Origin of the sequence: Yokenella regensburgei ATCC 49455, assembly GCF_000735455.1 — a bacterium.
In the GTDB taxonomy this organism is placed as follows: Bacteria; Pseudomonadota; Gammaproteobacteria; order Enterobacterales; family Enterobacteriaceae; genus Yokenella; species Yokenella regensburgei.
Genome location: NZ_JMPS01000032.1, coordinates 115,673 through 130,358, shown reverse-complemented (window position 1 = coordinate 130,358; position 14,686 = coordinate 115,673). Strand labels below are relative to the sequence as shown.

Below are 14,686 nucleotides of genomic sequence, written 5' to 3'. Positions count from 1 at the left end.
GGCGAAGAGAAGACGAACGATTTTCAGCCTGATACAGATAACAGAATTTGCCTGGCGGCTTTAGCGCGGTGGTCCCACCTGACCCCATGCCGAACTCAGAAGTGAAACGCCGTAGCGCCGATGGTAGTGTGGGGTCTCCCCATGTGAGAGTAGGACACTGCCAGGCATCAATTGCGTGAAGAGGCCATCCGGAAGGATGGCCTTTTTGCGTTTTTGTCCCTTCGAAAACCTCTTTTTTATCACCTGCATATCGCTCAGGATCATGATCTTGCTAACCAAATACGTGATCTGAATCCCATATTGAAAAGTAACAATTATGTAACATAATTGTTTGCTAATCGTATTGTCTTTGTGACGTGTCACGCCCGACGGACGAGCTATCACTCTATGCAGGAGTACTACTACAATGACCGAAACGAGCGTAACTGCGCGTGACTCAGGAACGGCCAGCGATACAAAACGGCGTGTATGGGCTATTGTCGGCGCCTCTTCAGGCAACCTGGTAGAGTGGTTTGATTTCTACGTTTATTCGTTTTGTTCTCTCTACTTTGCCCACATTTTCTTCCCGGCAGGTAATACCACCACCCAGTTGCTGCAAACCGCAGGCGTATTCGCAGCAGGCTTCCTGATGCGACCCATTGGCGGCTGGATCTTTGGTCGTATTGCCGATCGCCGGGGCCGTAAAACCTCGATGCTTATCTCCGTTTGTATGATGTGCTTCGGGTCACTGGTTATTGCCTGTCTTCCGGGTTATGACACGATTGGGACCTGGGCTCCGGCACTGCTGTTACTGGCCCGCTTATTCCAGGGCCTGTCTGTGGGCGGTGAATACGGCACCAGTGCAACCTACATGAGTGAAGTTGCAGTAGAGGGACGTAAAGGGTTTTACGCGTCATTCCAGTACGTGACGCTTATTGGGGGGCAGCTTCTTGCGCTACTCGTGGTGGTCGTACTGCAACAGGTGCTGAGTAATGAGGAACTGCGAGCCTGGGGCTGGCGGATCCCGTTCGCGCTGGGTGCGGTTCTCGCCGTGGTGGCACTGTGGCTACGTCGTCAGCTTGATGAAACTTCGCAAAAAGAGACGCGAACCCTGAAAGAAGCAGGATCCTTTAAGGGGCTGTGGCGTAACCGGAAGGCTTTTTTAATGGTGCTGGGCTTTACCGCCGGCGGTTCGCTGACGTTTTACACCTTCACCACCTATATGCAGAAGTATCTGGTGAATACGGCGGGTATGCATGCCAATACCGCAAGCCTCCTGATGACCGCAGCGCTGTTTGTCTTCATGCTTATCCAGCCTTTAATTGGTGCGCTCTCGGATAAAATTGGTCGCCGTACCTCAATGTTGATCTTCGGTGGACTGGCAACGCTCTTTACGGTACCGCTGCTGTCGGCATTGCAGAACGTAACTTCTCCGTATCTTGCCTTCGTACTGGTGATGTGTGCGCTGATTATTGTCAGCTTCTATACCTCCATCAGCGGTATTCTGAAAGCCGAGATGTTCCCGGCGCAGGTCAGGGCGTTGGGAGTAGGCTTATCTTATGCCGTGGCTAACGCTCTGTTTGGTGGTTCGGCGGAATATGTGGCGCTGTCGCTGAAATCGGTAGGTTTTGAGTCGGCGTTCTTCTGGTATGTCACGCTGATGGGCGCACTGGCGTTTGTGGTATCCCTGCTGCTACATCCCAAGGGGAAAGGTCTGCGCCTGTAGGTGTTTCCTGTAAAAAAGCCCCGAAGTTCGGGGCTTTTTTCATTACAGAATTCGGCTGATAAGTTTATCAATACGAATACGGCGTAGTCGGCGGATAAGTTTCCGCACCTTCACCGGGTAATCGGCAATGCTTTGCAGATCCCGATAGTGGTTCACGACGGTGGTATGTTTGCGGATCAGTTCCAGCTCGTGCTGACGCACACTCGCAAGCTTATGCTTAGGATCGTGGATAAGAATGGCGTTTTCCAGGTCAAGGCGCCATGCTCGCGGGTTCAGGTTGTTCCCGGTGAGCAGCATCCACTCGTTATCCACCCACATCCCTTTCAGATGGTAGGTGTTGTCATCATCTTTCCATAAGCGCACAACCAGTTGATCGGTATTGACGTAATACTGCAGGCGGCTCAGGAAACGGCGCAGGTTGATCTCATACAGATACGGCAACGCACCGATGATTTTGAAAGGCTCATTTTCCGGGATATAGAAGTCGTTCGCCGTCTTATCCCCGACGATGATCTCCACCTTTTTGCCATCGCGCAGCAGCGAAATGATATTACGCACCAGGACGGCAGGCAGGTTGAAGTACGGCGTGCAGATGGTCAGCTTATGTTCAGCGCACGGCATCAAATGGAAAATGGTTTTATTGAGCACGCTCGATTTGCCAAGCCCCACCAACGGGGTGACAGAAAGCTGGTCGTTATCCGCATCGCCATGGAACACATAACCGGAATCGCGCAGATCCTGGCGATAAAGGCGTATATCGTTCTTAATATCCGGGCTTTTGGCGCGTTCGGCTACGTCGAGGCGATTCACACCGCGCCCGGCAACCAGGTTACGGTCTGCCCACTCGAACATGATGTTAGCCAACTGCGGATTACGGATGCAGTGGTAACGGTCGTAACGGTATTTGTCGTGCTGATGCAGGTAGACGTCATTGAGACTGGCGCCGCTGTACATCACGCTGTCATCGATGATGAATCCTTTAAAGTGCAGTACACCCAACGCTTCACGGGTATTCACCGGAACGCCGTATACCGGCACATCCACGCCCGGATTTTCCTGGGCCATGCGATAGTACCAGTCGGCGTTGGTGTTCGCAGCGGCGGCTCCGATACGGCCACGCTGCGCACGGTGCCAGTCAACCAGCACGCGGACATCTAATTCAGGACGCTGACGTTTCGCGTCGTAGAGGGCTTGCAAAATACCTTTCCCGCCATCGTCCTGCTCAAGATAAAGGGCAACGATGCAAATACGGCGAGTGGCGCTGGCGATTTTCGCCAACAATGCTTCCCGAAAATCCGCAGGAGCATAAAAGAACTCGACATCATCAACTGACTGAGAGAGCTTAGGTAGTTGAGCAAGGTGTTGTTGATGTTTATTACGCTTAAATTTTGACAACATCACAGTGCGTTTCTTCTCTGTTTATTGAGGGGTCTTCTGTACTATGCAGACGACAGAAGCGGGTAATAATACCACCACTACCCGCGAAAGTGGTCAACATTTCCAGCAGCTTACTCACGATTCTCATCAGAAGTCAGCCTGAGCGACAAGCCGACAATCCCGTCTTCCAGCTGGATATCGACGTGAAAACCCAGCTTGCGCGCTAGCGCAATCATTCCCTGATTGTTCGGCATGGTAATACCGTTCAGGCGCTGTAAACCGTGCTCACGTGTATAGGCAATGAGTTTTTCCAGTAGCTGTCGGCCGAGCCCCAGCCCTTTGAGGTCTGAGCGCACCAGCACGGCAAACTCGGCGTCAATATTATCCGGATCGGAAATCGCACGCGATACGCCGAGGATCTCGGTTATCTCTCCAGATTGTCTGACGGCGACAAAGGCCATTTCTCGATCGTAGTCGATCTGGGTCATATTGGCTAAGTCGTCGTGGGTAAATTCGTTGATCTCACTGAAGTAACGATAATAGAGATCTTCTTTAGTGACCTGAGAGATAAAGCGCTGCAGGGCGGGTTCATCTTCCGGCAAAATCGGGCGGAACAGGCAGCGATCTTTGTCCTTCAGGGTTATCCACTCTTCCAGCTGTTGCGGATAAGGACGAACCGCCAGCCGGCTCTCAGCATCCCCGGTGAAGGGGGCTATCTCCAGCGTTACATCAAGTGCGGTGAACTCGTTACCGGAGGCGAGAAGCGGGTGGATGTCCAGCCGCTGGATCTCCGGGCAATCGACAATCAGGTTCGACACCTGCACCAGGAACTGGCTGAGTCCTGGGATATCCAGCGTGCGTAACGCGCTGCGGCCACGGATCTTTTTGCCTTTAATTGCCTGGATCACCAGATAACGCGCCAGGTTCATGTTAAGCGGCGGCAGCGCCACGGCAGCCTGATCGCGCGCGCGCCACTCGACGCCCCCTTCTCCCAGCATGATCAGTGGGCCGAAGACCGGATCCTGTTCCACGACGACCCGTAGCTCCTGGGCACCGGCACGGTTGGCCATGCTTTGCACCAGCAGACCATGAATGCGCGCCTGCGGCCAGGTGAGTTTCACTCGGTCGATGATGGCGTCCGCCGCCTGCTGCACCTCTGTGGCGGTTCGCAGATACAGCATGACCCCCTGAACTTCCGATTTATGCGGAATATCCGGCGAGCGCAGCTTGACCGCCACCGGGTAACCAATCTGTTCGGCAATATGAACGGCTTCGGCGCTGTCGGTTGCGATCCAGGTGGGAAGAGTGCTGAGCCCATAGGCTTTCAGCACCGGCTGGACCTCATGGGTATCCAGGGATGAGGCGCCATCGGCCAGCGCCCGCTGGATCAGTTTGTGTGCTTCCGCGGTGTTAGCCTTCAGGTTCAGCGGCAGCGTTGGCGTTTCACGCAGCTGTTTCTGGTTACGCCGGTATTCCACCATGTGCATGAACGCGGTGATGGTCCCTTCCGGTGTACGATAAGTAGGGATCCCCGCGTCGCTGAACAAACGACGAGCTTCCTGTGAGGAGAACTCTCCGCACCAGTTGGTCAACACCGTAACGTATTTACCACGTGGATGGTTTTTCAGTACCTCAATTAGTGCGAGTGCACTTTCTGTACCCGGCGCGACGGCGCTGGGTGAGTGAATGACCAGCAGCGCGTCGTAGTCCTGGCTGTCGAGCAAAATGTTGAGCGTAGTGCGGTAGTGCTCACTACTGGCATCATCGCGCAGATCCAGTGGATTGGCTGCCTCTACGCTCTCGGGCAACGCTTTACGCAGGCGATCGCGAGTTTCATCGCTGAGCGTGGCAAGCTTGCCGTTGCGTGACCACAGCTCGTCCAGCGCCAGGGCGGCAGGTGCCGCGCCGTTGCTGACTATCATCAGCTTGTCACCGCGCAGCGGGCGCATATGGCTCAGGGTTTCGACGGCGGAGAAAAGCTCGTGAGTGTTCTGTACGCGCAGCAAACCGGCGCGCTGGATAGCGGCATCCCAGGCGGGATCCATTCCGGAATTCACGTGCAGCAACCGCTGTGCTTCCGGGCTGCGGCCGCTCTTGATAACCAGAATCGGTTTATTGCGTGAGGCGCTTCGCGCGGCAGAGACAAAGCGGCGAGCATCGCTCAGATGCTCCAGATACAGCAAAATGGCGCTGGTTTTACTGTCGCGGGCAAGGAAATCAAGCAGGTCGTCAACGTCTATGTCCAGGCTGTCACCGAGGGCGATAAACCAGGAGAAGCCCATTTCGCGCTGCTGTGCCCAGTCGAGAATGGTGTTGGAAACGGCGGCAGACTGAGAGATGAACGCCAGCTTGCCACGGCGGATTGGTACTGGGGAGAAACTGGCGTTAAGACCCTGCCAGGGGGCCAGTAGTCCTAAACTGTTTGGCCCCAGAAGCCGCATCTGAAAGCGACGAGCGCAGGCCTTCAATTCAGCAAACTGTTCCGGTGGGGAAGAGAGAATAATGCAGGTCTTACAGCCTTTTTCGCCCAGCGCTTCCAGTAGCTCAAGGTTACGCTTCGCATGAGTACAAAGTACCGCCAGGTCGGGGGTGAACGGCAGGCTTCGAATATCGGGCCAGGCCAGTACTCCGTGAACGGCTTTCCAGTTCGGTGTAACCGGGAGCACCGGGCCGCTAAAGCCACCCGAGAGCAGGTTGCGCATCATCAGATACCCCGCTCGCTGGGGTTTCATTGAGGCGCCAATCACGGCGATAGACTTAGGTCGAAGTAGCGCTTCCAGCCCACGTTGGCTCATACCGGTCTTCCTTTGCGTAGTGACCGAATGATTCTAAACGCTTTCTTCCACTTCTGCTGTGATGCTTCCCTTATGCTGCGTTTTTCCTGCCAGATAACGGGTACGAAAACGCGTAAAGTGGTCGCTGAGGGATGAGGCGGCTTCGGTGTCTTCCGCCAGCGACAGCAACGCCACGGCGACTTCTGCCGTGCAGTACTGGCCATCCGCATGGGCTTCACGCAGGTGATAAGCCGTGACCCGCGACAAATCAACCGAGATAATCGGCAAATTATCCAGATACGGACTCTTGCGGAACATCTTTCGCGCTTCGGTCCAGGTACCGTCGAGCATAATAAACAGCGGCGGTTTGCCTGAAGGGGGTGCTGCGATGACGCTGCGCCCTGCGTCGGCATAAGAGGCCGGGAACACCACCATTGGCTGATAATCCGGATGGCGGATAAGTTCCAGCAGCGCTGCGGGTGGCTCGGTGCGCGACCACTGGAAGGCTTCGGTATCTGGCAGAATGTCCGCAATCAGACGGCCAGTATTGCTGGGCTTCATCGGTTCAGTATCGAACATCACCAGGCAAAAACGGCTGCGGGCAGGCTGCGGTGAGATGGTTTCACACAGGCATTGTTTTAGCGGCAGCAGACAGCGCTGGCAGCGGCGAATGCGGTTGCCACGGGCAAGGAAAGGGCGGGTTGCTCGTGCAAGACGTTCAGCACGTAACCGGAGAACAGCGTTATCTATCATGGGAATTCTGGCAGGAAAAACGCTATTGTCGCAGAGGTTAAAACGGGGCACAAGTTGTGCCCCGAGAGGATTATGCCTGAGTGGCTTCGTTCAGCCATTCGTCGAATGGCCCTTTTGGTACGGCGCCGTTCAACGTGTCGAGGACTTCGCCGTTTTTGAAGACCATAATGGTCGGGATGCTGCGAATGCGGAAACGGGCGCTCAGCTCCGGCTCGGCCTCGGTATTGACCTTCACGAAGCGGATTTTGCCGCTGCGCTCTTCGGCAACGTCTTCAAAAATAGGCGCAAAGCTGCGGCACGGACCACACCATGGTGCCCAGAAATCGACCACGACGGGCAGGTCGTCTTTCAGCAGCTTATCAAGGGTTGCGCCGGTGGCATTAATCACGTCGCCGTCAAACAGCTCGTGACCACAGCGTCCACACTTCGCGGTATCGTTAATGCGATCGTCCGGGATGCGATTGAGCGCCTGACAGCTGGCACAAACGGTATTCATAGCTAACCTCTGGCTTATTGGGAGACGAACTGGCATTGCTGCCAGGATGTTTCTGTAATGTTACATATTATCAACGACTGACGCCCAATGAACAATGTGGTTTATTCGATGAGTACAATAGTCAGGGTCTTTTGTATGAATTAATGGCGAAGTGAGGATACATCGGGTAATCTTCGCGCTTCGCGCAGCGCAGGTAGGAGAATAAAGATGAGCGACGAACTGAAGAATAAAAGCGGCAAGGTCAAAGTGATGTATGTCCGCAGTGATGATGACTCGGATAAACGCACGCAAAATCCGCGTACCGGTAAAGGTGGCGGCCGTGCTGGCACATCCCGTACTGAAGGCGGTCGTCGTCCTAATCGTGAGGGGAAACCCGCACAGCCTGCTCGCGAGCGTAGCCGCGAACGTAACAACGACCGTGGTGAACGCGGCGGTGATGCCTCTCCGTGGCGTACCGTTTCCCGAGCACCGGGTGATGATGCTCCGGCAAAACCGGATCACGGCGGGATCAGCGGCAAGAGTTTTATCGATCCAGAAGTGCTGCGTCGTCAGCGCGCTGAAGAAACTCGTGTATATGGCGAAAACGCCTGTCAGGCCCTGTTCCTGAGCCGCCCGGATTCTATCGTACGTGCCTGGTTTATCCAGAGCGTAACGCCGCGCTTCAAAGAAGCACTACGTTGGATGGCGGCAAACCGTAAAGCATATCACGTGGTTGATGATGCCGAGCTGGCGAAAGCCTCCGGCACTGAGCACCACGGCGGCGTGTGTTTCTTAATCAAAAAACGTAACGGTACCACCGTACAGCAGTGGGTCAGCAAAGCGGGCGAAGAAGACTGCGTACTGGCGCTGGAAGACGTAGGCAACCCGCACAACCTTGGCGCGATGATGCGCAGCTGCGCGCACTTTGGCGTGAAAGGTGTCGTGGTTCAGGATGCCGCCCTGCTGGAATCCGGTGCGGCTATTCGTACTGCAGAAGGTGGCGCAGAGCACGTTGAGCCGATCACGGGCGACAGCTTTATCGATACACTGAGTGAATTCCGCAACGCGGGCTACACCATCGTTTCTACTTCCAGCCACAAAGGCACGCCGCTGTATCAGGCGACCCTGCCGAAGAAAATGGTGCTGGTACTGGGTCAGGAACGTGATGGCCTGTCCGAGGCGGCAATCTCCAGTGCTGATCTGAGTGTCTCCATCGAGGGCACCGGCAACGTCGAGAGTCTGAACGTCTCCGTCGCCACCGGCGTACTGCTCGGTGAGTGGTGGCGTCAGAACAAAGCCTGATAAGAAAAGCCAGCGATAACGCTGGCTTTTTTTTACCCTTCGTTTGCCGGTAGCACCGGCATCCAGTCAATTGGCATTTCACCCCGCTGCGACAGCCACTCATTCGCCAGAACAAAATGGTTTGAACCGAAGAAACCGCGGTGCGCCGAGAGCGGTGACGGGTGTGGCGCTTTCAGCACGTGGTGACGCTGCTGGTCGATAATGGCCCCTTTCTTCTGCGCGTGTGAACCCCACAGCAGGAACACCACGCCTTCGCGATGCTCGTTAATCAGGCTAATCACTTTATCGGTAAACGTCTCCCAGCCCAGAGAGGCATGGGAATGCGCCTGTCCGGCACGTACGGTCAACACGGTGTTCAGTAGCAGCACGCCCTGGCGCGCCCAGCTTTCCAGATAACCGTGGTTTGGTCGGGTAAAGCCGGGGATCGTCGCCTCAAGCTCTTTATACATATTGAGCAAAGAGGGTGGGGTAGCGACACCTGGCTGTACGGAAAACGCCAGCCCGTGCGCCTGGTTTGGGCCGTGATAAGGATCCTGACCCAGGATAACGACTTTTACCTCACCCAGTTCCGTATAACGAAACGCGTTAAACACATCTTTCTGCGGCGGGTAAATGGTCATCCCGGACTGGCGCTCGTTCGCAACCGTCTGCAGGGTGTTTACAAAATAGGGCTGCTGTTTTTCGTCAGCAAGGACATCGTGCCAGGTTAAAGAGGTCGTCATCACGCGCTCCTGAAAGGGGGAATGGCGATAGCTTAACTGCTTCTTTCGGCATAACAAAATCCGCACCAGCAAAACATCATGATTAGCTTAAAAAAATTTGAAAACTTATGAAAATATTTGTGTGACCGGGATGGCGTAACTTGATGTAAAACAACTATTTCCGCTTATGACCTTTTTTGTGGTGTGGTTTTTATTGATTTAAATCAATGAATGCAGGCTAATCGACTGTTATACATACACTCAAGCAATAATGGTTTTACCAATTGGCCGCGCAGGCCAATAGAACGAATATGTTGAGCCCAAGGGAGGCATTAAATGATTACCGGTATCCAAATTACTAAAGCAGCAAACGACGATCTCCTGAATTCATTCTGGCTGCTGGACAGCGAGAAAGGTGAAGCGCGTTGCCTGGTGGCAAAAGCGGGTTTCGCGGAAGACCAGGTGGTTGAACTCAGCAAACTGGGTCAAATCGAATATCGCGAAATTCCAGTAAACGTACAGCCGGAAGTGCGCGTGGAAGGTGGTCAGCACCTGAACGTGAACGTTCTGCGCCGTGAAACTCTGGAAGATGCCGTTAAGCACCCGGAAAAATATCCGCAGCTGACCATCCGTGTTTCTGGCTACGCAGTGCGTTTCAACTCACTGACTCCGGAACAGCAGCGCGACGTTATCGCTCGTACCTTCACCGAAAGCCTGTAGTTTTTCAGGTGACGGAATGAAAAACGCCGGGAAATCCCGGCGTTTTTTTATTCCTCAGTTGTCGGCGTTGGGGTGCCGCTACCGCTCGGCTTACGACGTTTACCAATATTCCTGGTATCACGATGGCGCTGCTTCACGCGCGGCTTCTCTTTGCTCTCTTTTTTCTTCTCTTCGCGCTTGGCGAGCACTTTCTTCGACGGCTTGCCCTGCAGTTTTTCGCTCGGCACGCGGGTGGTCGGACGCAGCTCATCGATAACGCGGGACTTCAGCGGCTCTTCGACGTAGCGGCCGATTTTACCCAGCAGCAGGTGATCGTGCGCTTCTACCAGCGAGATAGCGGTACCTTTGCGACCCGCTCGGCCGGTACGGCCAATACGGTGCAGATAGGTATCGCCGGTGCGCGGCATATCAAAGTTAAAGACATGGCTGACGTCGGCGATGTCGATGCCGCGGGCGGCAACGTCGGTGGCAACCAGCACGTTCACTCGTCCATCGGTCAGACGCTTAATCGCTTCGTTACGCTTTGCCTGCACCATCTCTCCTTCGAGATAGCAGTTGTTGATCCCCGCTTCACGCAGCCAGGTCGCCAGCTCATGCACGCGCTCGCGTTTACGCACGAAGACGATAGAGCGGGTTGCTTCCGGCTGTTTCAGCAGGTGAACCAGCAGCGCGGTTTTGTGTTCAACGTTGTCGGCACGATAGTACCACTGGTGAATTTTCTTGCGCTCGCGGGTAGACGGCGTTGCGGAAACTTCGACCGGATCCTCCAGCAGACGCTCGGCAAAATCTTTGATAGCGTCGCCTTCAAGCGTGGCGGAGAACAGCAGGGTCTGCTTGCGCCAGCGGGTTTCTGCGGCGATATATTCGATATCCTGAGCAAAGCCCATGTCCAGCATACGGTCTGCTTCATCAAGGATGAGCGTCTCAACCGCGCGGCAGTCGAAGTTTTCTTCTTTGATGTACTGGATAAGGCGCCCGGTGGTGGCGACAACGATATCCTGGTTTTCGCTGAACACTTCCGCGTGGTTCATAAACGCGACGCCGCCGGTAATGGTGGCGATATCAAGATGCGTATTGGCGGCTAATTCACGCGCATGGTCAGCAACCTGCATCGCCAGCTCGCGGGTCGGCGTCAGGATCAGAATGCGCGGCGGCCCGGATTTTTTACGCGGAAAGTCGAGCAGGTGTTGCAACGCGGGCAGCAAAAATGCCGCTGTTTTACCGGTACCGGTCGGCGCAGAACCGAGGACATCACGGCCATCGAGCGCAGGCGGTATAGCGGCAGCCTGAATGGCGGTCGGGCGAGTGAAACCTTTATTCTGGAGGACATCCAGAAGGCTTTCGTCGAGTTCGAGTTCGGAAAAAGTCGTTACAGTCATGATCTACCTCTGTGTGGGGCGCTGATTATAGACGTTACGGCTGTAATGTTCATCTGTTTGTGTGGCTATCGGTTCTCAGGTATTGTGCATAACCCTAAGCTAATACTGATTTACCCGCCAGGTGCCTGATATGTCCCAGTCTAAATCCACGCTGCGTCGTAATGGATTTACCTTCAAACAATTTTTCGTTGCTCACGACCGCTGCGCCATGAAGGTCGGGACCGACGGTATTCTGCTCGGCGCATGGGCACCCATCGCCCGGGTTAAACGGATCCTCGATATCGGTACCGGCAGCGGGCTGCTGGCACTGATGCTGGCGCAGCGTACTGATGCCAGCGTCACGCTTGATGCCGTAGAGCTGGACGACAGCGCGGTGATGCAGGCGGTGGAAAATATCGCTGAATCTCCGTGGGCTTCACGCATCAACGTCCATCATGCCACGATTCAGCGCTGGATCACTGAACAAAATAGCCGTTATGACCTTATCGTCAGCAACCCGCCGTACTATGAACAGGGCGTAGAGTGCGCCACGCCAGAGCGCGAGCAGGCTCGGTACACCACCACGCTCGATCACACCACGTTGCTAAACTGTGCAGCGGATGCCATCACCGAGGAGGGCTTCTTCTGCGTGGTACTGCCGGAGGCGATTGGTGCGGAGTTTACCCAAAAAGCTGAGTCACTGGGCTGGAATTTGCGTCTGCGCACCGACGTTGCGGAAACTGAATTAAAACTTCCGCATCGGGTGCTGCTGGCGTTCTCACCACAGGCCGGTGAGGTGTTCACCGACCGGCTGGTTATCCGTGGGCCAGAGCAGCAGTACTCCGAAGGGTATACCGCACTGACCCAGGCATTTTATCTGTTTATGTAGTTTGGCGGTGCCAGTACTGACGGCCCGGAGTCCGCTAACTGCTGCGGGTGATCGAGGGTAAAGTGCAGCCCTCGGCTCTCTTTGCGCATCATCGCGCAGCGGACAATAAGCTCGGCAACCTGCACCAGATTTCTCAGCTCCAGCAAGTTGTTCGACACGCGAAAACGCGCGTAGTACTCATCCAGCTCCTGCTGCAAAAGCGTAATGCGGCGCAGCGCGCGCTCCAGACGTTTTGTGGTACGCACAATACCGACGTAATCCCACATGAACAGCCTCAGCTCGTGCCAGTTGTGCTGAATCACCACCAGTTCGTCCGGATTCTCCACCCGGCTTTCATCCCAGTCGGGCAGGGCATTTTCCGCGCGGATATCAGACAAACGTTGTTTGATGTCTTCCGCGGCGGACCAGCCATAAACCAGGCACTCAAGCAGTGAGTTTGACGCCATTCGGTTTGCCCCGTGCAGACCGGTGTAGCTCACCTCGCCAATGGCATACAGCCCGTCGACGTCGGTTCGTCCGGCATCATCAACCATCACACCGCCGCAGGTGTAATGTGCCGCGGGAACAATCGGCATAGGTTCCTTGGTGATGTCGATACCCAGCCCCAGCAGCTTGTCGTAAATCATCGGGAAATGATGACGGATGAACTCCCCTGGCTGGTGGCTGATATCCAGATACATACAGTCAGCGCCGAGGCGCTTCATCTCATGGTCGATAGCTCTGGCGACAATATCGCGCGGTGCCAGCTCGCCGCGCTCGTCGAAGTCTGGCATAAAGCGGGTGCCATCAGGACGTTTCAGCACAGCACCTTCACCACGCAGTGCTTCGGTGAGCAGGAAATTTCGCGCCTGTGGGTGATAGAGCGCTGTTGGATGGAACTGATTAAATTCGAGGTTAGCAACCCGACACCCGGCGCGCCACGCCATCGCGATGCCATCACCGGAAGAGATATCCGGATTCGTGGTGTACTGATATACCTTCGATGCGCCACCGGTTGCCAGCGCAACGGATCGCGCCTGACAGGTTTCGACTTTCTCGGCATTGCGGTTCCAGATCCACGCGCCCACGACGCGTCGATGTCCCGGCAGGCCGATTTTATCGGAGACAATCAGGTCAACGGCGTTATGCCTTTCAAGAATGCGGATATTCGGGTGTGCCAGCGCTTTGCTGACGAGGGTGGTTTCCACCGCTTTGCCGGTGGCGTCGGCGGCGTGAAGAATGCGCCGATGGCTATGGCCTCCCTCGCGGGTCAAATGATAACCCGGCTCTCCGTTCGCCTGAACGTGGGTATCAAAGGCCACCCCCTGGTCAATAAGCCACTGCACGCAGGGTTTAGCATTGCTGGCGACAAACGAGACGGCATGGCGATCGCAAAGGCCAGCTCCCGCCACCAGGGTGTCATCAACGTGTGATTCAATGCTGTCAGTTTCATCAAACACGGCGGCGATGCCGCCCTGGGCGTAGAATGTCGAGCCTTCACTGACGGGACCTTTGCTCAGCACAATGACAGAGCTGTGTTCGGCAAGGCGCAGTGCCAGCGATAATCCTGCAGCGCCGCTGCCAATGATAAGGACATCACAAGCATGATCAGGGGTAGTATTCATGATGGTTGTTTAATTTACTAAACACGGTTTGGCGAGCATAGCACCATGTTGTCGGAATCAGCACACTTTTTTTCCTGGTTAGGTTAAAAGGGCTAAACAGCGTAGGTGTGATAGAAGGTATGTAAAATAAAGAAAATATTTTGCGAAGCAGATCGTTAGCTTCAGTTTTTATGATGAAATAAAGCCTGTCTTACGCTACTCTGCTGGCTTATTGCGGGTTTTCATCGCAATCTGACGCATGTTAAGGGTTGGTGGACTTATAATGAGAGATAATGAGCGGTCTGCGGACTATTAACAAAAAAACTAAGGCGTAACGGAACTTTATGATTATCAGAAACTCTAACCGGTTGCTTGCTCATGATGCAGTGATGGGATGGCATTCTGATTACGCATGGGAATTTGATTTGGGGAGATATTACCTCGGATGAGCGAGCAGTTAACGGATCAGGTCCTTGTTGAACGGGTCCAGAAGGGAGATCAGAAAGCGTTTAATCTGCTGGTAGTTCGCTATCAGCATAAAGTCGCGAGCCTGGTTTCCCGCTATGTACCGTCGGGCGATGTGCCTGATGTGGTGCAAGAGTCTTTTATTAAGGCCTATCGTGCGCTGGATTCTTTCCGGGGAGATAGTGCTTTTTATACCTGGTTGTATCGTATCGCGGTGAACACCGCTAAGAACTACCTGGTCGCTCAGGGTCGACGCCCGCCATCCAGTGATGTTGATGCTATTGATGCAGAAAACTTCGAAAGTGGCGGCGCGCTGAAAGAAATTTCGAACCCTGAGAACTTAATGTTGTCAGAAGAACTGAGACAAATCGTTTTTCGTACCATTGAGTCGCTTCCGGAAGATTTACGCATGGCGATAACCTTGCGGGAGCTGGATGGCCTGAGCTATGAAGAGATAGCCGCTATCATGGATTGTCCGGTGGGTACTGTTCGTTCGCGTATCTTCCGGGCGCGAGAAGCTATTGATAATAAAGTTCAACCGCTAATCAGGCGTTGACGATAGCGGGATACTGGAAAAGGTATTT

Annotated in this window: 13 protein-coding genes and 1 rRNA gene; 7 read left to right on the top strand and 7 right to left on the bottom strand. The window is 54.6% G+C overall.

The window, feature by feature from the left end; translation table 11 throughout:
* Positions 1–50 precede the first annotated feature (50 nt).
* Positions 51–166 (top strand): 5S ribosomal RNA (gene rrf / locus GYRE_RS10100).
* A gap of 240 nt (positions 167–406) precedes the next feature.
* On the top strand, positions 407–1,705 hold the full coding sequence (locus GYRE_RS10095) for an MFS family transporter (protein ID WP_006821233.1): 1,299 nt from the start codon (positions 407–409) through the stop codon (positions 1,703–1,705).
* Positions 1,706–1,747: 42 nt separating this feature from the next.
* On the opposite strand, the gene pssA is transcribed toward GYRE_RS10095, so the two are convergent.
* The 4 genes from pssA to trxC all read right to left on the bottom strand — a co-directional run bounded on the left by pssA (position 1,748) and on the right by trxC (position 7,105).
* Entirely contained in the window at positions 1,748–3,103 is a 1,356-nt protein-coding gene (gene pssA, locus GYRE_RS10090) for a CDP-diacylglycerol--serine O-phosphatidyltransferase (RefSeq protein ID WP_006821232.1), read from the bottom strand.
* A gap of 110 nt (positions 3,104–3,213) precedes the next feature.
* Positions 3,214–5,877, bottom strand: coding sequence for a bifunctional acetate--CoA ligase family protein/GNAT family N-acetyltransferase (locus GYRE_RS10085; RefSeq protein WP_038254997.1), 2,664 nt, complete (start codon positions 5,875–5,877; stop codon positions 3,214–3,216).
* 33 nt (positions 5,878–5,910) lie between these two features.
* A complete protein-coding gene (gene tapT / locus GYRE_RS10080) occupies positions 5,911–6,609 on the bottom strand; it encodes a tRNA-uridine aminocarboxypropyltransferase (protein WP_038254995.1) in 699 nt (232 codons plus the stop codon).
* 70 nt (positions 6,610–6,679) lie between these two features.
* Complete coding sequence (gene trxC / locus GYRE_RS10075; RefSeq protein ID WP_038254993.1) at positions 6,680–7,105, bottom strand: thioredoxin TrxC; 426 nt, start codon at positions 7,103–7,105, stop codon at positions 6,680–6,682.
* 207 nt (positions 7,106–7,312) lie between these two features.
* Between trxC and GYRE_RS10070 the strand changes: the two genes are divergently transcribed.
* Complete coding sequence (locus GYRE_RS10070) at positions 7,313–8,386, top strand: tRNA/rRNA methyltransferase (protein WP_038254991.1); 1,074 nt, start codon at positions 7,313–7,315, stop codon at positions 8,384–8,386.
* Positions 8,387–8,418: 32 nt separating this feature from the next.
* Here GYRE_RS10070 and ung read toward each other — a convergent pair whose 3' ends face one another.
* Entirely contained in the window at positions 8,419–9,108 is a 690-nt protein-coding gene (gene ung / locus GYRE_RS10065) for a uracil-DNA glycosylase (protein WP_038254989.1), read from the bottom strand.
* 315 nt (positions 9,109–9,423) lie between these two features.
* Here ung and grcA point away from each other — a divergent pair, with 315 nt between their 5' ends.
* Positions 9,424–9,807 carry an autonomous glycyl radical cofactor GrcA gene (grcA, locus tag GYRE_RS10060; protein ID WP_006821224.1) on the top strand — a complete coding sequence of 128 codons (384 nt, stop codon included), beginning with the start codon at positions 9,424–9,426 and terminating at the stop codon, positions 9,805–9,807.
* A 47-nt stretch (positions 9,808–9,854) separates the two neighbouring features.
* Here grcA and srmB read toward each other — a convergent pair whose 3' ends face one another.
* Positions 9,855–11,186 (bottom strand): ATP-dependent RNA helicase SrmB, encoded by a 1,332-nt coding sequence (gene srmB, locus GYRE_RS10055; RefSeq protein WP_006821223.1) that lies wholly within the window; start codon positions 11,184–11,186, stop codon positions 9,855–9,857.
* 130 nt (positions 11,187–11,316) lie between these two features.
* On the opposite strand from srmB, the gene trmN reads away from it, so the two are divergent.
* Positions 11,317–12,054, top strand: coding sequence for a tRNA(1)(Val) (adenine(37)-N(6))-methyltransferase TrmN (gene trmN, locus GYRE_RS10050; protein WP_038254987.1), 738 nt, complete (start codon positions 11,317–11,319; stop codon positions 12,052–12,054).
* Here the strand turns inward: trmN and nadB are convergent.
* Positions 12,039–13,658 carry an L-aspartate oxidase gene (gene nadB, locus GYRE_RS10045; RefSeq protein ID WP_038254985.1) on the bottom strand — a complete coding sequence of 540 codons (1,620 nt, stop codon included), beginning with the start codon at positions 13,656–13,658 and terminating at the stop codon, positions 12,039–12,041. The genes trmN and nadB overlap by 16 nt on opposite strands.
* 323 nt (positions 13,659–13,981) lie before the next feature.
* Here nadB and rseD point away from each other — a divergent pair, with 323 nt between their 5' ends.
* Positions 13,982–14,086, top strand: a complete 105-nt coding sequence (gene rseD, locus GYRE_RS25290) for a rpoE leader peptide RseD (RefSeq protein WP_134436970.1) — start codon at positions 13,982–13,984, stop codon at positions 14,084–14,086.
* Positions 14,083–14,658 carry an RNA polymerase sigma factor RpoE gene (gene rpoE, locus GYRE_RS10040; protein ID WP_006176728.1) on the top strand — a complete coding sequence of 192 codons (576 nt, stop codon included), beginning with the start codon at positions 14,083–14,085 and terminating at the stop codon, positions 14,656–14,658. Before rseD ends, rpoE begins: the two co-directional genes overlap by 4 nt.
* Positions 14,659–14,686: the final 28 nt, after the last annotated feature.